The 21,038-nt window shown below is 62.0% G+C and carries 16 protein-coding genes; 3 read left to right on the top strand and 13 right to left on the bottom strand.

Features of this window, described 5'->3' with window-relative positions; genetic code table 11:
• Window positions 1–73: 73 nt before the first annotated feature.
• A complete protein-coding gene (locus E5X34_RS11305; protein ID WP_292564201.1) occupies window positions 74–1,531 on the bottom strand; it encodes an NCS1 family nucleobase:cation symporter-1 in 1,458 nt (485 codons plus the stop codon).
• Window positions 1,532–1,836: 305 nt separating this feature from the next.
• On the opposite strand from E5X34_RS11305, the gene E5X34_RS11310 reads away from it, so the two are divergent.
• Together E5X34_RS11310 and E5X34_RS11315 are read left to right on the top strand one after the other, a co-directional pair.
• The gene (locus E5X34_RS11310; RefSeq protein WP_042642716.1) at window positions 1,837–2,139 is read left to right on the top strand and encodes a DUF982 domain-containing protein; all 303 of its coding nucleotides are present in this window, start codon (window positions 1,837–1,839) and stop codon (window positions 2,137–2,139) included.
• A 471-nt stretch (window positions 2,140–2,610) separates the two neighbouring features.
• Complete coding sequence (locus E5X34_RS11315) at window positions 2,611–4,656, top strand: SPFH domain-containing protein (protein WP_292564204.1); 2,046 nt, start codon at window positions 2,611–2,613, stop codon at window positions 4,654–4,656.
• A gap of 159 nt (window positions 4,657–4,815) precedes the next feature.
• On the opposite strand, the gene E5X34_RS11320 is transcribed toward E5X34_RS11315, so the two are convergent.
• The 10 genes from E5X34_RS11320 to E5X34_RS11365 form a co-directional block, all read right to left on the bottom strand.
• Window positions 4,816–6,177, bottom strand: coding sequence for a Xaa-Pro aminopeptidase (locus E5X34_RS11320; RefSeq protein ID WP_292564207.1), 1,362 nt, complete (start codon window positions 6,175–6,177; stop codon window positions 4,816–4,818).
• A 65-nt stretch (window positions 6,178–6,242) separates the two neighbouring features.
• A complete protein-coding gene (locus E5X34_RS11325) occupies window positions 6,243–7,301 on the bottom strand; it encodes an ABC transporter ATP-binding protein (protein ID WP_292564210.1) in 1,059 nt (352 codons plus the stop codon).
• Window positions 7,302–8,321 carry an arginine deiminase family protein gene (locus tag E5X34_RS11330; protein WP_292564213.1) on the bottom strand — a complete coding sequence of 340 codons (1,020 nt, stop codon included), beginning with the start codon at window positions 8,319–8,321 and terminating at the stop codon, window positions 7,302–7,304. It lies immediately after the preceding gene.
• A gap of 40 nt (window positions 8,322–8,361) precedes the next feature.
• On the bottom strand, window positions 8,362–9,171 hold the full coding sequence (locus E5X34_RS11335) for an ABC transporter permease (RefSeq protein ID WP_292564216.1): 810 nt from the start codon (window positions 9,169–9,171) through the stop codon (window positions 8,362–8,364).
• A complete protein-coding gene (locus E5X34_RS11340; protein WP_292564219.1) occupies window positions 9,168–10,007 on the bottom strand; it encodes an ABC transporter permease in 840 nt (279 codons plus the stop codon). The genes E5X34_RS11335 and E5X34_RS11340 overlap by 4 nt, the downstream gene beginning before the upstream one ends.
• Window positions 10,008–10,051: 44 nt before the next feature.
• Window positions 10,052–11,152 (bottom strand): ABC transporter substrate-binding protein, encoded by a 1,101-nt coding sequence (locus E5X34_RS11345; RefSeq protein WP_292564222.1) that lies wholly within the window; start codon window positions 11,150–11,152, stop codon window positions 10,052–10,054.
• A gap of 32 nt (window positions 11,153–11,184) precedes the next feature.
• The gene (locus tag E5X34_RS11350) at window positions 11,185–12,291 is read right to left on the bottom strand and encodes a LacI family DNA-binding transcriptional regulator (protein WP_292564225.1); all 1,107 of its coding nucleotides are present in this window, start codon (window positions 12,289–12,291) and stop codon (window positions 11,185–11,187) included.
• 122 nt (window positions 12,292–12,413) lie between these two features.
• A complete protein-coding gene (locus E5X34_RS11355; protein ID WP_292564228.1) occupies window positions 12,414–13,103 on the bottom strand; it encodes a GntR family transcriptional regulator in 690 nt (229 codons plus the stop codon).
• A gap of 40 nt (window positions 13,104–13,143) precedes the next feature.
• On the bottom strand, window positions 13,144–14,079 hold the full coding sequence (locus tag E5X34_RS11360; protein WP_292564231.1) for an NAD(P)-dependent oxidoreductase: 936 nt from the start codon (window positions 14,077–14,079) through the stop codon (window positions 13,144–13,146).
• A gap of 13 nt (window positions 14,080–14,092) precedes the next feature.
• Window positions 14,093–14,818, bottom strand: a complete 726-nt coding sequence (locus E5X34_RS11365; protein WP_292564235.1) for a class II aldolase/adducin family protein — start codon at window positions 14,816–14,818, stop codon at window positions 14,093–14,095.
• Window positions 14,819–15,242: 424 nt separating this feature from the next.
• Here E5X34_RS11365 and E5X34_RS11370 point away from each other — a divergent pair, with 424 nt between their 5' ends.
• Window positions 15,243–17,069 (top strand): EAL domain-containing protein, encoded by a 1,827-nt coding sequence (locus E5X34_RS11370; RefSeq protein ID WP_292564238.1) that lies wholly within the window; start codon window positions 15,243–15,245, stop codon window positions 17,067–17,069.
• A gap of 214 nt (window positions 17,070–17,283) precedes the next feature.
• On the opposite strand, the gene E5X34_RS11375 is transcribed toward E5X34_RS11370, so the two are convergent.
• Window positions 17,284–17,919: a Crp/Fnr family transcriptional regulator gene (locus E5X34_RS11375; protein ID WP_292564240.1), complete on the bottom strand. Its 636-nt coding sequence runs from the start codon at window positions 17,917–17,919 to the stop codon at window positions 17,284–17,286.
• Window positions 17,920–18,710: 791 nt separating this feature from the next.
• The gene (locus E5X34_RS11380; protein WP_292564243.1) at window positions 18,711–21,011 is read right to left on the bottom strand and encodes a mannose-1-phosphate guanylyltransferase/mannose-6-phosphate isomerase; all 2,301 of its coding nucleotides are present in this window, start codon (window positions 21,009–21,011) and stop codon (window positions 18,711–18,713) included.
• Between the last annotated feature and the right edge of the window lie 27 nt (window positions 21,012–21,038).

Below are 21,038 nucleotides of genomic sequence, written 5' to 3' on the forward strand. Positions count from 1 at the left end.
ACACCCCTCATCCGTCTCGGCGCTATCGCGCCGATCCACCTTCTCCCACAAGGGGGAGAAGGGGAAAGTGCGCTCAGGCTTTAGCCGTCCTGGCACCCGCGCCGAGCGCCATGGTGCGCAGGACGTAATAGACGGCGCCGGCGATGGCCACGCCGAAGAACCAGCCATAGACACCCCACCAGGACGGCAGCAGGCTCGTGAAGTTGGGCAGGATCGAGGAGAAGATCGCGCCGATGCCGGCGGCGATGAAGGCATTGACATGCCAGCCGCCCTGGAAGCGGAATTCGCCGTCCTCGCGATAGAGCGCCGGTACATCGACCTCGCTTTTGCGGATCAGATAGTAGTCGACCATCATCACGCCGAAGATCGGCCCCATCGTCGCGCCGATGATGCCGACGAAATGCGCTGCGCTGCCTTCCCAGGGCGCGAAGGGATAGAGCACCAGCGCGATCAACGCCGCGATGTAGCCGCCTTTCTTGAAGTCGATCTGGCGCGGGAAGACATTGGAGAAGTCGAAGGCAGGCGAGACGAAATTCGCCACCACGTTGATGCCCAGCGTCGCCACCGCGAAGGTGAGCGCTGCAAGGGCCGCCAGGAACCAGCTGTCGAACTTGGCCGAGATCTGGTCGGGGTGGAGCAGCACCTCGTGGTACACGTCGTAGGCGGCGATCGTCGTGACGCCGGCGACCAGCGAGAACAGGATCAGATTGACCGGCAGGCCCCAGATGTTGCCCTTGCGAAGGGCCGCATTGTCCGGCGCGTAGCGAGCGAAATCGCAAAAGTTGAGATAGAGCGCCGAGAAATAGGTCACCCAGATCGCCGCGGCACCGAAGAGCGCGGTCCACGACCCCGGATCGCCTGGAATGCCGGCGTCGGCGGTCTTCTCGCGCAGCACATCCATGGGAATGTCGCTGGTGAAAGCGAAAGTTCCGGACTTCACGCAGAGATAGATGGCCAGGAGCAGCATCATCACCCACACGGCGGGGCCGGCCCAGTCCTGGAAGCGGCGCACGGTCTCCATGCCCTTCTGGATGATTAGCAACTGCAAAGCCCAGATGACGACGAAGCAGATCACTTCCAGGGTCGAATGTCCCAGAAGATGTGAGCTCTTGTTGAACTCGTCGAACCATTGCAGGCGCGTCAGCAGCGCCACGATGGCGCCCGACGCCGCGGCCGTCTGAGCGCCATACCAGAAGCAGGCGACGATGGCGCGCACCAGCGCCGGAATGTTGGCGCCCCAGATGCCGAAGGAGGCGCGGGCTAGCACGGGGTAGGGCACGCCGGTCTTCACGCCGGCATAGCCGACCATGTTCATCAGCGCGTAGATGATCAGCGAGCCGATGCCGATGGCGATTATGAAATTGACGAAGCCGCCGCAGAACAGAAACAGGCTGGCCGCCAGATAGTAGCCCCAGAGGCTGTGGACGTCCGAAGTCCAGACATTGAAGATCGAAAACGGTCCCCAGTTCCTGACCGTTGCCGGAGCCAGATCCTCGTTATAGAGGTCAGGCGAAGCGCCTTGAATGGTCATGTCGTTGTTCCCCTTCTAGCAAACGCGCCCTCACGCGTTTGACCGCAGAGGTTAAGCCTGACGCCGGGGAACCGGCAAGCAATCCATTTGCCGGCTTTCGCCTTAAAGACATTCAATGAGAATCGCCGTTATACGCCGCCTCGAAGCCTGCATCGGTCGAGTCGCCATGGGCGCTCTCGATCGCACAGGTGCCGGCCGGCGGGTTCCGAAGTTTTTCCATCGGCAACCGAATTTGTTTGGAACCAATCCGCCGAACGTGCGTTTATGCGGGTTCGACTGCGCTGCGGTCGGCCGGGAGGATGATCATGGATCGCTTGCATTTCTTTACCCCAGTGCGAATTGCGCGTGGGCAGGGATACCCTGTGGAGGAAGTCGATAGCGTCTCCGAGGCGATGGTGTTCCTGCGGAAATGGCCAACGGGAAGACGCGGCCCGGTTTATCAATGCGCCCTGAATTGCTGTACGGCGGCTATGTCGGGCAAGATGTCGGCCGAGGAAGCGCGGAAAGCCTTTGTCGGCTTCGCACGCATCACCCGGCTGCTCGACGACGACATGGCGCTGCCACTGGGTGGCGCGTCGATGGACAATGTCTACGCGCTGCGGCGCTAGGCTCGTAGAATCCCTTTGAAATCAATGTGCTGCGTCGGCGATGGCGCAGCACGTCGGTCTTTTATGGTTCCCAGATTCCGCACCAGGATGGCTTGGGAGGCGATGTTTTGACTCGTCAAGAACGCCGTTTTGCTCTCTGCTAATTTCTAGAAGTCGACGCTTCGAAACAACAAAGGCGTTGAAAATACTTATACGATTTCGGCGTGAAGTATCTTTAAACCTGTTGGCGCTATCCCTACGTCATCGTTGTTATGTCTATCAAGGCAACACCGATGTAACATCACTTACGCCACGCCTTTCTCACGGGGGACTCGGGAGGCGCGGTCACTTTTCCAAACAATGAGCAGCCCGAACGTTCGACACGCCCTTGGTGCGTCGAGCGTCTCGGCGCGAAATCTCCCCGCTTTGTCAATCAACACCAGCCGGGTGGCGGCCGGGTGAATGAACCCGCGCGCTCTTAGGAGACAAGACATGGAAGCCCTAGAATATCTCGGCCCGATGAAATGGACTGCGATCGAGATCGCCGTGCCGGTTGTCGTGCTGGCGATCCTGTTCTGGCGGAGCGGCATGATCCGCTACATCCCGAACGACAGGCTCGGCATCCTGGAAAAACTATGGAGTTTTCGCGGCTCCGTCAGTGATGGCTTCATAGCGCTCAACCGTGAGGCTGGCTACCAGCCGGAAGTGGTGCGCGGCGGCCTGCATTTCTTCATGCCGTTCCAATATTCGATGCACCGCGCCAATCTCGTCACGATCCCGCAGGGCCAGATCGGCTATGTCTTTGCCCGTGACGGCAAGCCGCTGCCTCCGACGCAGACACTTGCCTCCAACACCGACGCCGATGATTTCCAGGATGTGCGCGGCTTTCTCGAAAAGGGCGGACAGAAGGGGCCGCAGCGCAAGATTTTGCGTGAAGGCACCTATGCCATCAATCTCGCGCAATTCGTCGTGCTCACCGCTCAATCGACCTATGCCGTCAATCTGAGTTCGTCGGAACAAAGCCTTTTTTCCAACATGTCCAGTTTGATCTCGGAGCGGGGCGGCTTTGAGCCGGTGGTCATCCACAATGCCGAGGACATGATCGGTATCGTCACCATCCATGACGGCCCGGCCCTGCCGGACGGCGAGATTATCGCGCCGACCGTGGCCAACGATCCGAACGACCCGAACTTCCACAACAATTTCCAGGACCCCGAGAAGTTTCTCAAGGCCGGCGGCTACCGCGGCCGGCAGCTGCAGGTGCTGGCAGACGGCAGCTACTTCCTCAATCGCATTTTCGCGACCGTCGAACTGGTCGAGAAGACGATCATCGACGTCGGCACGGTGGGTGTCGTCGTCTCCTATAACGGCCGCCACGGCACGGACATATCCGGGCAGGCCTACCGTCACGGCGAGCTGGTCGAAATCGGCGCGCGCGGCGTCTGGTCAACGCCGCTGCTGCCGGGCAAGTATGCGTTCAATACTTACGCCGGCAATATCATCACCGTGCCGACCACCAACTTCGTGCTCAAATGGACGAAGGAGCAGTTCGGCGATCACAGGCTGGATGAGAACCTGTCCGAGGTGTCGTTGATCACCAAGGATGCGTTCGAGCCTGTGCTGCCGCTCTCCGTCGTCGTGCATATCGACTATATGAAGGCGCCGCTCGTGGTGCAGCGTTTCGGTGACATCAAGCGGCTGGTCGAACAGACGCTCGATCCGATGGTTTCCGCCTATTTCAAGAACATCGCCCAGACAAAGACGCTGATCCAGCTTCTGCAGGAGCGCAGCGACATCCAGCGCAAGTCGGGCGAGGAGATGCGCGAGAAATTCAATTCCTACAGCCTCGAGCTGCAGGAAGTGTTGATTGGCACGCCGCGCGCCGCCAATGGCCAGAACAGCATAGAGCAGATCCTGATCCAGCTGCGCGAGCGCCAGATCGCAGTCGAAAAGGTCGAGACTTACAAATTGCAGGAGAGGGCGGCCACTCAGGAACGCACGTTGCGCGAGAAGGAGGCGCTCGCCGAACAGCAAGCCAAGATCACGACCTCGGCACTTACCATCGAGATCAGCGAGAACGAGGGCAAGGCGCAACTCGCCCGCACCCGCCAGGAGGCGGAAACCATTCAGGTCACCGCCAAGGCGGAGGCGGAGAAGGTGCGCCTCGCCGGCCAGGGCGAGGCCGACATGATCAAGGCCGTCGCGCTGGCCGATGCCGAACGCATCAAGGCGACCGGTTTCGCGGAGGCCGAGAAGGTGCGCGCGCTCGGCCTGGCGGAAGCCGAGGCCAGCGAGAAGAAGGTCGCGGCCTTCGGCGGACCGGACTATCAGCTCAACTCGCAGGTTCTCATGCGCTTCGCGGAGGCGATCGAGAATGGCAGGCTGCCGCTCGTGCCGCAGATTCAGATCGGCGCCAATGGCGGCGAGAAGGGGGCCGCCAATGGCCTTGTCGAGATGATGCTCTCGATGCTCGTCGCAGACCGGGTTGGACGACAAAACCTGCCGGATGCAATCCCGGAACCCCGTGAGGAGGAATGATTGGGAAATGGGCCGGTCGCACCGGCCCATTTCGCGTGGCGCGTCGATGGGCAATGTCTACGCCTTGAGGCGCGGCGCTAGGCTGAGCCACAATCCTGGACGCGGGCCCCGTGCCGGTGTCGGCGCGGCAGGCTCTTTTTTTCGACGAGGTCGGCCGCCTCAGTTCCGTATCAACAGTTTTTGGGGCGTCAGCCAGAATGGCGGCAGGCAAAGCGGGATGGCCGACAGCAGAAGCATCTCGTCCTTGACCTCGACGCCGAGCTCGTCGGCGACGAAGCGCCGGCGCGCGGCGAAGCGGGCCGCGAGCGCCGGGTAGCGCTCGGCGATCGTCGCACGCAGGCCCTTGTCGGCGAAGGTCACGGCGTCCTCGCAGTTGAGCGTCACGCCGTCAGGCATCGGCACGGGAATGATGTCGACCTGGAACGGCATGCCGGAGGCCAGGCGTTCCGTTGAGCCCGGACGTATAGGCGAATGCATCCATTCGTCGAGCCCGACCAGATGGCCGGGATTGAGGGCCGGCCGCACCCCGCCACGGGCCAGGGTAGAGATCACCGCTTCGTGGATCGCGCCGCCTTCGACACCGATTCCGGCCGTTTCATACCAGGCGATCAGTCCGTCGAAATAGGCCTTGGCCACCTCCAGGAAAGCGGTGTCGGCCTCGGCGATCAGGCCGCCGCGGGCCGTCAGGCCACCCCAGTACCCGACCGCGGTGGTGGCACCCTCGCCGCGCCGCGGCACACGGGCGGTCGGGCTGCGCAGGCCGATGACTGGGCCGCTCGCATCGTTGGAGGCGAACATCGGATGGCAGCTCATCGGTTCGCCGGCATAGCCCATGCGGGACGCGGCCGTGAGCTCGCTGTCGCCAAGAGTGAAGCCCGTGACGATCCGCCAGACCGCCATCGATGCCCTTGACGCTCCCCATTCGGCCTCGGCGATCTGGTCTGCGTCGACGACCGCCCGCAGGCCCTCGACCGGGTGCATCAGCACGCGGGTGGCGTCCACGAGGGCGGACTCTCCGACGATCGCGGCAATGGCGTCGACGATGAAGGACGGTGCGAAGAAGGTCGGCTTCGCCAAATCCCACTCCTCGCCTTCAAGATACTTCCAGCCGACGATGCCAATCCTATCGCCGGACCCGAGCCCAGCTTCGCGCAGTACCGCGACAAGATCCGGTTTCTGGCTGCGATCCTGGCCCATCAGGCTCAGTGATTGGGCAAGCATGGTGACGATGCCGGGCAGGCCGGCGATCGGCGTGTAGCCGATGTTCTCGTTGCCGGTGACTATGACGCGCTGGCCTGCCTTGCCCAGAAGCAGCAGAGCCTCCTCGAAGCGAGGCTCGAAGCCGGTCAGGAAGGCGATGTTGGCGGCGTGCTCGCGGTCGGCATACACGACCAGCCAGTCGGCGCCGGACTTGTTGATGGCGCGGGCGCAGCGCGTTTCATACGTCGCGGCCGGGATGGCGGGGCGCTCGACCGGAAGGCCGAAATCAGGGATGTCCACGTTGCGCAGGATGACGGTCATTTCTGTCCTCGTTGATGCTGTGCCGATGGCGCCGCGACGGACGACCGGCTTGGGGTGCAGGCACGCTATTCGCGCGCCAGAAATCCGATGGCCGACGGCAAGAGAGCGCAGGATGCCGCGCTGCCGGGGGTCAACTCGCGGGCTATTGCGGAGGGCGCGAGCACACTCAGTTCCTGGCCGTCGGCCGTGATGACAGTGACGCGTTCCGACGTGCCGACGAAGGACACGTCGGCGACGGTGACGGAGAACGAAACCGCGCCAGGCGCCACATCGCCCAGGGTGATGTCTTCCGGGCGGACCCAGACCGTAATCGCGCCGTCGCCGTGGCGCGTCCGGTCATAGGCTGCAGGCATCGGCATGCGGATGCCGAACAAATCGAGTTGCGCGCCGTCCGTTTGAGCCGACAGGATGTTGTTGCCGCCGAGGAAGCCGGCGACGAAGCGCGAGGCCGGCGCGCGGTATATTTCGCGCGGACTGCCGATCTGAACGATATTGCCGTTCTGGAAGACGGCAATACGGTCCGACATGGCGTAGGCCTCTTCCTGGTCGTGCGTGACGAAAACGAACGTGACGCCGGTTTCCTGGTGGAGACGCTTCAGCTCACGCTGCATGGTGTCGCGCAGCTTGCGATCGAGCGCCGAGAGGGGCTCGTCGAGCAGCAGGATCTTCGGTCCAAAAGCAAGCGCGCGGCCGATGGCCACGCGCTGCTGCTGGCCGCCGGACAATTCGCGCGGCTTGCGCGCGGCGAGCTTGTCGAGGCCGACCAGCTTCATCACTTCATCAACGCGCGCGGCGATGCGCGCCTTGTCCCAGTTGCGCACGCGCAAGGGGAAGGCGATGTTGTTCGCCACCGACAGATGGGGAAACAGCGCATAACCCTGGAAAACCAGGCCGAAGTTGCGGTCCTCGGGATCGACGCCGGTGATGTCGGCGCCGTCGAGCAGGATCGTTCCTGAGTCCGGCCTGGTAAAACCGGCGATCGACATCAGCAGGGTTGTCTTGCCCGAGCCGGATGGGCCGAGCAAGGTGACGAATTCGCCCTCGTTGATCGACAGGTCGACGCCGTCGAGCGCGATTGCCGATCCGTAGGCCTTGCGAAGCGTGCGGATGTCGAGGAAGGCCATTCAGTTCGGATCCCGAGCGAGCGGCCCTGTCGAGCAATGGATGCCGCCGCCGTTCAGTTCGATGCATTCATAGTCGAGCGTCAAGATGGTGATGCCCGCCTTGTCCAGCCGCTCGGCGAGCCGGGGAGTGCGGGTGGCATGCATGACGACCCTGCCGGGCGCGATCGCCAGGCAGTTCAATGAGAAGGCATTGTCCTCAGGCGGCAGCTCGATCAGATTCATGCCGCGCTTTTTGAGACGGTCGATGAAGAAGTAAGGGAGCTCGTTGATGTTGATGATGGCGGTCTCGTGATCGATCATCATGAAGCTGCCGTCGATGTGGATTCGATAGCCCGGCATCGGCACTTTGATCAATTCGACGCCGAGGCTGTTCAGGATCATCTCGACCTGACGGATGCCTTCCTCGTTGCAGGCGATGGAGAGCGAGCAGACCGCCGTCTTGTCGTCGATCAGCGCGAAGCCGCCACCTTCGAACACCGCTTCGCCATGCAACGTTCCCAGAATCGGGCAGCCGGCCTTTGCAAGCGCCTGAGTGACCATCAGTTCCTCGCCGCGGCGAGCGCGCCGGGCAAGGCGGGTGACGATGGCGCCGCCTTTGACACCGATGACGCTGTCACGGCAGAAGGTCGACTTGAGCGCACCGGGCGCCGCCTTCTCGGTGAGGATCACATCGACGCCTTCCGAGCGAAGCAGCGCGGTGAAGGCGTCATGGGCGGCCTGCATGGCGGCGAGATCCGGCGGCGTCTTGCCCATGAAGTACCAGCCCTTCTCCGGGTCGCCGAAGCCGCCGATCTCGGGCATTGGCTTGTTCTTGTCGACGACGTTGATCTCCTCGCCAGGGCGGTGCATCAGCACCGCGCGCAGCTTGCCGACATCGTTGGTGCAGCCCCATGGGCGCCCCCAGACCCGTGTCTGTTCCTCGGGATCGTGGAAAGCCGGCGTCGGCACCGATCCGAATGTCTGGAAGAACTTCGCCTCGCGATATTCGTGTTCGCTCATTGCGGCGGTATGTGTTGACATGTCCTTGATTTCCTTTCTGAATTTGTGGAATGGATGAGGTTCACGACCGGCGCTGCGCAAGGCGTTCCCAAACGGTCATGCGCAGCAACAGGCAGACGATGGTGACGACGAGCATGACGGTGGCGATGGCGGCCAGCGCCGGGTCGACGGCGTCGGCGATGCTTGTCCATATCTTGCGCGGCAGCGTCACCAGCCGGCGGCTGGTGATGAAGAGCGTCACCGTGATCTCGTCCCAGGAGACGATGAAGGCCAGGATGGCGCCGGCGATCGTGCCCGGCAGGATATTGGGCAGGATCACCCTGCCAAAGACGGTGGGCGGGCGGGCGCCCAGTGAGCGCGCGGCCTGGACGAGGCGCGGATCGAGATTGGACAGCGAGGCGCCGATCGCCAGAACCGCAAGCGGCATCGCCAGGATGACATGGACGATGGTGACGCCGAGCCAGCTGTCGAGCAGCGACAGCTTCGACCACAGCCGCACCATGCCGACGGCATAGATGATCGGCGGCACGATAAGCGGCGAGAGCAGAATGATGCGCAGGGTCGAGGGCCATCGCCCGGCATACACCCAGGCGCCGATGGCGAAGGCCGCCGACACGCCGGTCGCGGCGATGCTGGAGGCGAGCGCTATGCCCAGGCTGGTCAGGATGCTCGGCAGCCAGCCGGCGCGCCAGTCGGCAAGCGAGGCAAAGTGCTGGAATGAGATGCCGGTGGTCGGCAACGACAAATAATCCTTCGCCGTCAGCGCCACCGGCACGACCACCAGGACGGGCACGAACAGGAACGCAAGCAGCAGCCATGCCAGGGTCCAGGGTAGCCAGCGCTCGCCTATGCGACGCAAACGCGGGCTCATCGGCGTCCGCCCTCGAAGGCGGCGCGAAGCGCGGGACTGCGCGCGGCGACCGCGACCAGCACTCCGACGACAAGCAGCAGCGTCGTGGAGAGGGCGGTTGCCACCCCCCAGCGCAAAGTCGAGGAGATCTGCACCGAGATATATTCGGCGACCATGAGCACGCGGCCGGCGCCGAGTATGGCCGGCGTCACCAGGAAGCCGAGCGAGAAGATGACAATGAACAGGCTGGCGATCGCAAGCCCGGGCAGGCTGAGCGGCAGCCAGACGCGGGTGAAGATGGTAACGGGCCTCGCCCCAAGCGACCGCGCTGCCTGAATGATGCGCGGGTCGATTTCGGAAAGGTTGGCGTAGAGCAGCAGGATCGCGAACGGCATCATGTAGTGGACCATGCCGACGATCACGCCGAACTGATTGTAGACGAGCTCCAGCGGCTCGGCGATCGCGCCGCTGCCGACCAGCGCCGAATTGAGCACGCCGTTACGGCGCAGGATGGTGATCCAGGCAAAGGCGCGCACCAGCACCGAGACCCAGAACGGCACCATGACCATGAACAGCGCGACGCGGCGCGCGGCCGGCCGCATGTGGACCAGCGCGAAGGCGACCGCATAGCTCATGACGATCGTCAGCACGGTCGTCACCGCCGAGACGATCATCGTCGTGCGCACGACCCGCCCGATCGCGGCGCTGCCGAACATCTCGACATAGTTGCCGAAGCCGAAGGTCGGCTCGGTGAATGAGAGCGCCAGCACCTGAAGGATGGGGACCACGTAGAGACAGATCGTCAATAGCGCGGCCGGCACCGTCAGGCCGAAGGCCCAACGCTGGAAAGACGACATGGCGGCTATCCGGCCACCGGCCTGAAGCCGGTGGCCGTCCCTGATCAGCTAGAGATGAAATCGAGGAACTTGTTCTGCAGCGCGGCTTCGTTGTCGGCGTAATACTGGGCCGAGATCTTCAAGCCTGTCTTGGCGTTCTCCGGCGCCAGCGAATAGACCGCCTTGTCTTCCTCTGTCATGAGAGCGAGCGCCTTGGGATTGGACGGGCCGTTCCCCATGATGCGCAGCAGGGTGATCTGGCCCTCCGGCTCCATCGACGAGTTGATGAAGTCGAACACCTTCTTGCCGGCGGGGTTGCCCTTCGGCACGGACCATGCGCTGGCAAACATCAGGTTGTTGTTCCAGGTCCAGGTGAACTGGGGGTTCTCCTTGCGCAGCAGGTTGGCGCGGGTGTGCCAGATGTTGCCCATCACCACCTCGCCGTCACGGAAGAGCTGCTGGCTCTGCGCGCCCGACTCCCAGAAGATCAGGTTCGGCAGAAGCGGTTCCAGCTTCTTGAAGGCGCGGTCGACGTCGAGCGGATAGATATCCTGCGGCTTGACGCCGTCGGCGAGCAGGACCGCCTCGAGCTGGCCCTGGATCCATTTGCACATCGTGCGCTTGCCGGGGAATTTTTCGAGATCGAAGAAGTCGGCCCAGCTGGAAGGCGCGGTCGAGAGCTTCTTGGAATCGTAGGCGAGCACGTTGGAATAGGTGTAGTTGCAGATGCCGAATTCGGCGGCGAGGCCGTCGCCGACCAGGCTCTTGTCGACGATCGAGTAGTCGATCGGTTCGACATAGCCACCCTTGCCGAGCACGAGCGCGTCGGTCATGCCACCGTCGGTGGCGTCCCAGGTCACATTCTTGGAATCGACCATGGCGCGGATCGCTCCCGTCTCCGGGCCGGCGCCGTCGATCACGACCGGTATGCTCGACTTCTTGGTGAAGGGCTCGCCATAGGCCTTCTGGAAGGCGTCGAGCGCGGCGCCCCCCCAATTGCAGACGACGATCTCATTGGCTTCCGCCGATGCCGCGCCGGGCCGCATCGCGACAGCGAGGCCGAGGCCGGCCATGGCGGTAAGGAAGGAGCGACGGTCGATCCGACCGGATTTGAACTTCTCGATTGCTATTAACGCTGCGTCTTGACCAAAGCGGTTGCTGGACATGGCTGTTCCCCTTTTTATGTCCGTCTGGAGTCTTAGTTTTCGGTGACTTCCTCCCGGGCCGGCGCCAAGCCGCCGGTTGGCGGCTCGGAACCGGTATTGCTTGCAGACCGCCGTAGCCGGCGGCCTGATGGCGGCGCGACCGACGCACGGACGACGAGCTCGACGCCGATGCGTTCGGTGACCGCTTCTGTTTTTCTGCCTGTGATGAGGTCCAGCAGCATGGCGATGCCGCGCCGGCCGAATTCGGCCGGAGACTGCCGCACCGTCGTCAGCGCCGGCGAAAGAAGGTCGGCATTGCTGATGTCGTCGAACCCGATGAGCGAGACATCCTCGGGAATGCGCAGGCCCATGCCGCGCGCCGCGCGCATGGCGCCAAGCGCCAGCATGTCGCCGCAGGTAAAGACGGCGGTCGGCGGATCCGGCTGCTCGAACAGCTCCTTGAAAGCGCCGACAGCCTGGCTTTCATCGTAGTCGCAATGGACCACCAGCCGGTTGTCGAGCGCCATGCTCGCCGCTTCCAGCGCCTCTGCATAGCCAGACAGCCGCTCGGTCGTGCTGAGCAGGCCATCCGGGCCGGCGATCGCGCCGATGCGGCGATGGCCCTTCTCGATCAGGTGGCTGGTTGCCATGCGGGCGCCGTCGGCGTTCCTGGCAAACAGGCGCGGCGCCCGGGCGCCCGGCACATCCTCGTCGAGCAGGACCACGCCGCCGGTCCGGTTGATGCATTTGACCAGCCGGCCGTCGTCCGAATGGTTGGTGAGAAGCAGGATGCCGTCCACCTGGTGGTCCTCGATCCGCGCTAGGAAGGCGAGCTCATGATCCACCAGGTTGCGGCTGTTGAGCATCAGCAGGTTGTAGCCGTGCCGCGCCGCCTCCGCTTCGGATGCGGAGGCGATGGCGGCAAACAGCGGATAGGCGATGTCAGAGGTTATCAGGCCGAGCGTCTCGCTGCTGCCGCGCGTCAGCCGCCGGGCAATGGCGTTGGGACGATAGCCGAGGCGCGCAGCCGCCTGCTCGATCTTCAGCGCTGTCGAGTCGGGCAGGCTGATGCGGCCGTTGAGATGGCGCGACACGGAAGTTACCGAGACGCCCGCCGCCCGCGCGACATCACGGATGGTGATCTTCAATCGATCCGACAAACGCTTCAACGCTCCTGGCAGGATGATGTTGAACTTGGCTGGTAAACCGGTTTCGTAGACCGCCCAAAAAAAAGAGGCCGCCGGCTCCGGACCTGACAAGGCGAGGGCAGGGACGGGAGCGATCACAGGACGTCTCCCGCACGGAAGAACTCCTGATGCTCGCGCTTGAGGGTGGCCTGGTCGAAGTCGACATTGCGAATGTGCGCGGCCATGAGGCGCGCGGCCTCGCCAGTCTTGCCGGCGCGGACCTCGTCGAGGATCGCGCGATGCTCCGCGATGATCGAGCGGATATGATCCGGCTTCATGCCGATCAGGAACTGAACGCGCATCATGTCCGCCGATACGTGCTGGCAGGCAGCCCAGGCGCGGGGATGGGCGAAGGCGGCCGTCAGGCCCGAGTGGAAGGCCATATCGGCGCGGTGCAGGGCGCCCATGTCGCCGCTGTCGACCAGCCGTTCCTGGGCTCGCAAGGAGAGCTCGATCTCATCGAGCGTGCCGGGATCCGGATGGACGCCGCTGTTGGCGATGACCGCGCTTTCCAGGGTCGAGCGGATGAACACGGCTTCGCGCACCCGGGTCATGTCGATAAGCGAGACGCGGGTGCCGGTCTGCGGCGAAATCTCGATCAACCCCTCGTCGAAGAGGCGGGTGAAGGCCTCGCGCACCGGTGTGCGGCTGATGCCCATCGCCTGCGCGACGTCAGTCTCGGCAAGGCTGGCGCCAGGCAGGACACGCGCGGTGATGATCGCCTCGCGCAATTCCTTGTAGGCCTTGGCGGAGATCGTGTTCCGGCGCTCATTCTGCTCGGTCACGATTGGTGCATTCAGCTTCAGCATATCTGTATACTGGCATTCAGGAGTTTTGGGAGTCAAGAAGCGGCTTGCCGGAAACCAGCGGATTTCGCGGATCGTCTAGCGCCTTGATGGCCTCCGCGATCGCGGCCGCGGTCCCCTCGGGTGTTGGCAGGCCGCCGCAATGGGGTGTGATGCGCACGCTTTCATGCGCCCAGGCCCAATGGTCGGCCGGCAGCGGCTCCTGGAGGAAGACGTCGAGCCAGGCGCCGGCGATATGGCCGTTGTCCAGCGCTTGCCTGAGCGCGGTCTCGTCGAGATGATCGCCACGCCCCAGATTGACTACATAGGCGCCCGGCGCCAGCAGGCCGAAGACCCGCCTGTCGAGAATGCCGCGCGTGTGCTGATTGGACGGCAGCAGATTGACAAGCAGGTCGGCCCCCGTGACCGCCGGAACCAGTCCGCCCTCGCCATGAAAGGCGGTCACGCCGGCACGCTCGCGGGGCGTGCGCGACCAGCCCGAAACCCGGAAACCCGCTCCCGCTAGGCCCGACGCGACATGACCGCCGATCATGCCCAGGCCAAGCACCGCGACCGACAAAGTGCCGCGGTCGCGGATCTCGGAAACAGCCCGCTGCCACCTGCGTGCGCCCTGGTTGCGGCGAACGGAAAAATCGTCCTGCTGGCGGGCGAATGCCGCGTGCATGGCGTAGTCGAGAATTTGCTGTGCTTGCGCGGGATCGCGCAGGCGCAAGACAGGCATATCGTCGGGAAGGCGCGGATCGGAGGTCAATTGATCCGTGCCGGCGCCCAGGCAGAGCACAGCGCGCGTGGAAGCAGGCAGCTTCGTCATGTCCGGCGGAAATGCCCAGGTCACCAGCAGGTCGTAGTCGGTGTCCGGCGCGCATTCCGTCCAGCGGCGGAATTTCACGCCGGGACAGGCAGAGCGCAACGCGATATCGAACGCATCCGAATAGGCGAGAGGATCGGCAAGCACGACCCGCACGGCGTCAACGGCCGTCGAAGGCGAGGCCCAAAAGCCGACGCAATGCCAGCCACTCCAGTTCTGCGGCCCCGTCCGGGTCGGCCTCATATTGCGCGGCGGTGCGTTCGCACACGTCGCTGGAGGGAAGATGCACGGGCCGGCCGCTGCCAAGCACGGCAAGCTGGATGCGGCAGGCCTGCTCGAGATTGTACATCAGGGAAAACGCCTCGCCGACGGAACGGCCAACCGTCAGCAGGCCATGATTGCGCAGGATCATGGCGCGATTGTCGCCGAGATCGGCGACCAGGCGCTGCTGCTCGTCCCGGTCGAGAGCGATCCCCTCGAACGCGTGATATCCGACGCGACCGTAGAAGAGCAGGGCGGTCTGGTTAAGCGGCAGCAGGCCTTCTTCAAGGCAACTGACCGCCACGCCCGCGGCTGTGTGCGTGTGCATGACGCAGATGGCGTCGGGCCGTGCCGAATGGACCGCCGTGTGGATGACGATACCTGCCGTGTTGATCGGAACCTGCGTGCCCCGCACCTGGTGTCCTTCATGGTCGATCACCGCCAGCGAGTCCGCGGTGACTTCCCGGAACAGGTCGCCGTAACGGTTGATCAGCAGGTGGTTTGGCTCGTCGGGCAATCGTGCCGAAATATGGGTGTGGATCAGGTCGTCCATGCCGAAATGGGCAATGAGCCTGTAGGCCGCCGCAAGGTCCTGGCGCATCGCCGTCTCGGTGGATGAAGTCATTTGCAGGTCGCCTCCTGGGTTAACGATCGGCATACCTGAACTCCTGTATACAGGTCAATAGCGCATCTCGGCGTTGCGCGGCCGCCTTGGCAATGCGGCCTGCCGACGCCGCTGCACTCGGCCAACGGCTTTCGAAACGCGAAGCTGCGACAGGGGATTTTCGAAGATGTTAACTTTAGCCAATCAAAATGTTTGGTCGACTAGGTACGCCGCCGCGTTCGGCAATATAACATGCAATCATGGCACCTCGCCTCGTCACGTTGATTTCCAACACGGGACCGGCCGATGCCCCGAACATCTACTGATGTAGGTGCGGCACGCCAAACGATGAACGAGAAGTATCTGCGGGGACATCAACATGCAGAACAGGATAATCATGCTGCCGGCTCAACAGTCCAAGCAGAAGTGACTGCGGAGGAGCCTCGTGGCGGAGCAGCTTCAACAAGCCGTCTTGGACATGATCGCCAAGGGACGGTCGATCGAGGAAACCGCGGCCCATATCTGCCTTTATGCCGAACAGCTTTCTGCGGATACGCTCTGCTCGATCGTTACAATCGATCGCGAAGGGATCATCCATCCGCTGGCCGGGCCAAACATATCGAGTGACTACTGCTCGGCATTGGACGGGATACCGATCGGACCCAATGTCGGCTCATGTGGAACTGCCGCCTTTCGACGGACGCCTGTCGCGGTCCAAGACATCTTCACGGATCCCCTTTGGGGTCCCTATCAGGCGCTTGCCGGCATTTTGGCCAGGGAGCATAGCGTCAAGGCCTGCTGGTCCAGTCCGATCATGCAAAGTGACGGCCGTGTGCTCGGAGCCTTCGGATTCTATTATCGGGAGCATCGAGGACCGACTGACGAAGAGTGGTTGATCGTCAACCGATGCGTCGATCTTTGCTCACTCGCGCTGGAGCGAGAGGAAGCAAGGGCCGAAAACCAGCGCCTGGCATATTATGATCTGCTCACAGGGCTGGGAAATCGCGCCCATTTCATCAAGGCGTTGGAATTGGCTTCCAGTGCGGGCGAGGATCCACTCGCAATCTTGTTGGTTGATATCGATCACCTCGGCCGCGTCAATGACACCTTTGGTCATGCGACCGGCGACGAAGTGATCCGCAGCGTAGGCCGCACCATTGCGCGGATCGCCGCGCCCGAAAAGACTTTCAGGGTGGATGCGGATGAGTTTGCCGTGTTGATCGAGAGGATGAGCCCGGCCATCAGCCTGTCGAGAATTGCCTCGCAGATATTGAAGGCGACAGAGGAACACTCCTTTCCCGGCGAGGAGGCCACATTCTCCCTGTCGGTCAGTTCTGGCGGGGCATTGTCCAATCAATCGCAACCATGCCAGGTGCCAATACTCCTGCAGCATGCAAATCTTGCGCTTCACCATGCCAAGCAGGCGGCACGAGGAAGCTTCGTGCTCTACAATGACGATCTTGCCAGCACGATCGCTCAGCGGTTCCGCATTCTGCAAACGGCAACAAGCGCGCTGGCTGAAGGTCGCGTCGAAGCTCACTATCAACCGATCGTGGATCTGAGCAGCGAAAGAACGGTGGGCCTGGAGGCGCTTTGCCGCGTTCGCACCCGGGACGGCGAAATTATTTCGGCCGGCCTGCTGTCGGAAGCGCTGCAGGATTTTTCCATGGGAAATCTCCTGACCGACCGAATGCTGGATCAGGTGGCGAGCGCCATCAAATACTGGCTCGAGCAAGCGATACCGCCGCAATATGTCAGCGTGAACGTCTCCATGGCGGATTTTCAGAAAGGAAGCCTGCGCGAGCGGATTTCTCGCGCCTTTGCGCGTCATGGCATTCCGATCGGGCACGTCGTTCTTGAGGTGACGGAGTCTGTCTATATGGATGACCGCGATGGCAAGGTCGCCCGGGCAATCGGGGAATTGCGTGCCGATGGGCTGCTCGTGGCGCTGGACGATTTCGGAACAGGCTATGCCTCGCTCACCCATCTGCTGAACTTTCCCGTCGACATCATCAAGATCGACAAGAGCTTCGTGCATCAGATGTCCGATGGCGGCGCGGGCGAAATAATCGTCAAAGCCATTATCGATATGGCGAACGGGCTTGCCATGCGTGTCATTGCCGAAGGTGTCGAGACGGCCGATCAGGCGATGCAGCTCAAACGCCTTGGCTGCCGCTTCGCTCAAGGATACTTCTTCGACAGGGCCGCCGACCGCGATAGAACGACCGAAGCCTTACGGCTCGACATCCCGCGAAGATCGTTGCGGGCATAACGGGCGCGCGGCTTCCGCGCTCGTTTCGGCGGCATCTGCTTTCGGATGCCTCGTCCTAACTGCTCAATTCTCCCTGAAAGAGCGGGTAAGGGAAGCCTGCACCGGGGCCAGCATATAGTCGAGCCCGGCGTCAGGATGCTCCGCGTCGTTCTCCAGGAAGTCGGCCTAGTCTTGTAGAGCCGGAATTTTCGAGGGAAGCGTTTTGGAAGAGCCCTCAGTCCTTCACATAGTCGCCATCAAATCCCACAAACTTTGTCAGGCCGGCAGCATCGAGCAGGCGGACATGACCCTGGCGGAACTCGAGGAACTTGCGCTCGCGGAGCTCCCGCAACATTCGATTCACATGGATCGGGGTAAGGCCAAGGGCGTCAGCGAGATCGTATTGCGTGAGGGGGCAATCAAAGCCGTTGCGGTCAACGGCGCCAACACGCCGCAGACGCCCCGTCAATTCAAGCAGCAAATGCGCCGTTCGCTCCAAGGCGGTGCGCCGTCCTACATTGGCGAGGTGCTGAGCTATCACAGCACCGTTGCGCACCAGAGCGTCCATGATGAACGAGAACAGATGAGGCGATTTCATAGCGGCCAGCGTGAGCGTCTTGGTAGGCGCCACCAACACCGACAGTTCGGTTAAGCTCACGAACGTTTCGACGGTGCCACTTCCATATGATTGAGGCAGCACCACATCACCGGTTAAGCTAAAATCCAAAATTTGCCGCTGTCCCCCAGGTAGCTCGTGGGAAATGCAGCCCCACCCTGACTCAACGATGTATATACGATCGTTGCTGTCGCCCTGGCTGAAGATTACCGCGTCGGCTGGATATCGCTTGGCAGCCAACCCGAGCGTCTTCATCAAAGCGGCGTCGTCATCGTTAAGTCCAACGTATGACGAACGGTGCTCGTCCCCTTTCGAAAAAGAACGTGAAGCAAACGTCATCCGTACCCCTCGCCCTCAACTGCCTGTATACCTCCCTTAACCTCATCATGTATATGAAATTTCGCGTGATGAGCAACCTTTTTGAAGGCCGGAACGGGAAGGCATTGTGACATCGAACCGAGCGCCAACTCTGGCTCAAAACCAGTTGTGGTCCGGTTGATACCCGCGAGGTCGGGTATCATCTATGACTTACTTCGCTTAAAGTTCTCTCTCATTGACTCAACTATCTCACTGGCAACCAGACAGCTCCGGTTGTCCGCCTGGTCGGCAGCATTGCGCAAAGTCAGCGACGCGTCCCTCAGCAGCCCCCTGATCTCCGCCGGCGACAACACTTCCGAGGCCTCGAGTTCCAAAAGGACCGATTCACTCACATGCAGCGCGGCGAGCGCGACCGCCCGCGGCCTTGTTGCCAGCAACTTCAGGAGATCGCCACTACGCCTGCCTCTCGATTTCTTTTTTGCCATCGTCGTCTTAACTACCCGGACAAAAAGCTTCCTATTTCCAATATCTTGACGAGTGTGCGCAGTCCAAGAGACCGAGGGTTGGACCCTTCTCTTTAAGGTGTAGCAATGGTGACGGTAACCCAGTTTGCAGCGGTGACCCAGAGGCAAGGGGATACCGAATTAGCAGTACCTCGTGTTCTTCGGCATTAAAGACATCCCGCTTGGAGATCCGCCGCCGTCGCGAAGCGAGGCCCCGTCGCTTCTTCAGCCGTAGACCTGCTTCGATGAGGGGCTGTCCTTTTTCTGGGAAGGCAGCGGAAACGGTTCGACCTGTCCCTCGGTCTTGTCGAGATACTGCGTCAGCGCCGTCACCAGATGGTAGAAGATGCTGGCTGGAACCTCAGTCGCAAGCGACCGACCGCGCTCGTCGATCCTGTCCACCCACAAGCCAAGCGGTGCGGGATCGATATGCCATCTGAAAAGGCGCGCGACACGGGCTTCGATTTCGGGTTTCAGATCAGGCCCGCCGATATTGTCCAGCGCGATCGCCGCCTTGACAGCCTCGCATTGCGGCCAGCTGCGCGAGAGTCTGTCGAGAGGCATTCCTTGTCGCGACACGGCCGCATATGCCAGCCCTGTGGCTCGATTCAATCCGCTGGCAACTGCTGAGGAATAGAGTTTCCTGGCGTAAGCAGCCAAATCCTTTTGCCCGCTGGCCCGCGCGAAGTCCGCGAGCAGGGAGGCCCATTCGAAATGATGCCCCGGTTCGGTCCATTGCCCTTTGTCTCCGGGCAACGGCAGCCAGTCGGCGTCAAAATATTCGCCAAGCGTCCAACTTTCCTGATCGAAAAAATGACACCGGAAGAGATCGATCACGCGAGCCGCTCGACGAAGATATGTGCGGTCGCCGGTTGCGTCATGCCAGGCAAGGAACGATTCGAGCATGTGCATGTGCGGGTTCGAGGACCGGACGCCGTTCCAGCCGGGTGTCTCCAGGAAGCCATTCAGGCTGCCATCCTCAAGGTGGGAATCGATAAAATGAAATGTCTCCTGTGCGAGCTGCAAAGCCGTCTGGTGACCGCATCTATAGGCGTGGGCAAGCGCAAGAAGCACGCAGGAATGGTCGTAGGCATCCTCCATCGGATCGGCCACGCTTCCGTTGGAATTCAGGGCGCGCACCCAGCCGCCCCGGTCGGTGCGGCCGTGTTTTGCGATGAACTCAATTCCGTGGTCGATGAGCTTGTCGGCGGCCCCGGCCCAGCCCCGTTCCTTGGCTACAGCGAAAGCATAGATCTGGCGGGCCATCGTCCGCATCCGCTTGGGCTTGCCCAATGGCCTCGCATCGAAACCGAGCGCTTCGTGAAAGCCTCCATGAACAGTGTCGACCCCTGCGGTCGACCATAGCGGAAGAGTCTCGTTGAAAAGCCAGTGCTCGACGCGCTTGCGCCATGATCCGCTGACAATGACCCGGTCTTCCGATGCGGTGAACTTCGTCTCTAGTCGCCCGCTTTTCTCAAGTTGTTCCACGACTTTCTTCACATTCTGGCTATGGCTGACCGGGGCGACGAATATTGCGTCCGGTGTTGCGACCACCGCCACATCCTTCATTCCGATCACGGTGAGCAGCCGACCTTGGCTCCTGAGGTAGGAACCGTCGCAGTCCAGGGCGATGACATCGCCCGTTAACACGTTTCCGTTGCCGTCCGCGGGGCTGGACTCCAGCAATGATTGCCATGACCCAAGATCGTTCCAGCGGAACGAAGCCGTCACCATCGCGATGCGCTGCGCATGTTCCATGACGGCATAGTCGATGGATGTAGAAGGGATCGCCGAATAGAAGCCTTGGGGTAAGTAGAGGCCTGACACGTCGGTCCTTGCTGTCTTGAAGGCCCGTTCCGCAGTATGCCAGATTTCAGGCTGAAACCTGATCAAGGCTTTCTGCATCGTGTCTGCACGAAACAGGAAGATGCCTGCGTTCCAGTAGAACCTTCCCGACGACAGATATTTTTGCGCCGTCTCGCTGTCTGGCTTTTCGACAAACCGGGAAACCGCGGCCGCCCCATCGTCATTGGCGGCAACCTCGATGTACCCATATCCGGTCTCCGGATGAGTGGGCTTGATGCCAAACACGACAATGCTTCCCGAGTCAGCGGCAGGCATGCCCGCCTCCACGGTTTCCCAGAACTGCGTTTCGGTCGATATCTCGTGATCGGAAGGGACCACAAGCACAAGCGCATCCTTGCCGTGTTCGGAAATCGTCTGCAGTGTCGCTATTGCGACCGCCGCCGCAGTATTGCGGCCCAGGGGTTCGAAGATCGGCCTTCCACCGTTCAGTCCGAGCGGACTTATGTCAGAGATAACGCGTTCGGCATGACGTTCGGACGCTATCAGATAGATCGGCGTTTCGCTGCTCGGCCACGCCTTCAGGCGGCGGACCGTTTTCGCCAGCATGGAGCCATCCCCCGACAGATCGTGGAACTGCTTGGGATTGTCTTCGCGCGAGAGCGGCCATAGCCGCGATCCGACACCTCCGCTCATGACGAAACTTACGATCCGGTGTGCCATGCTTCAGTTCCTCTCAGAATGTCTGGT

It is taken from the genome of Mesorhizobium sp. (genome assembly GCF_004963255.1).
Classification (GTDB): domain Bacteria; phylum Pseudomonadota; class Alphaproteobacteria; order Rhizobiales; family Rhizobiaceae; genus Mesorhizobium.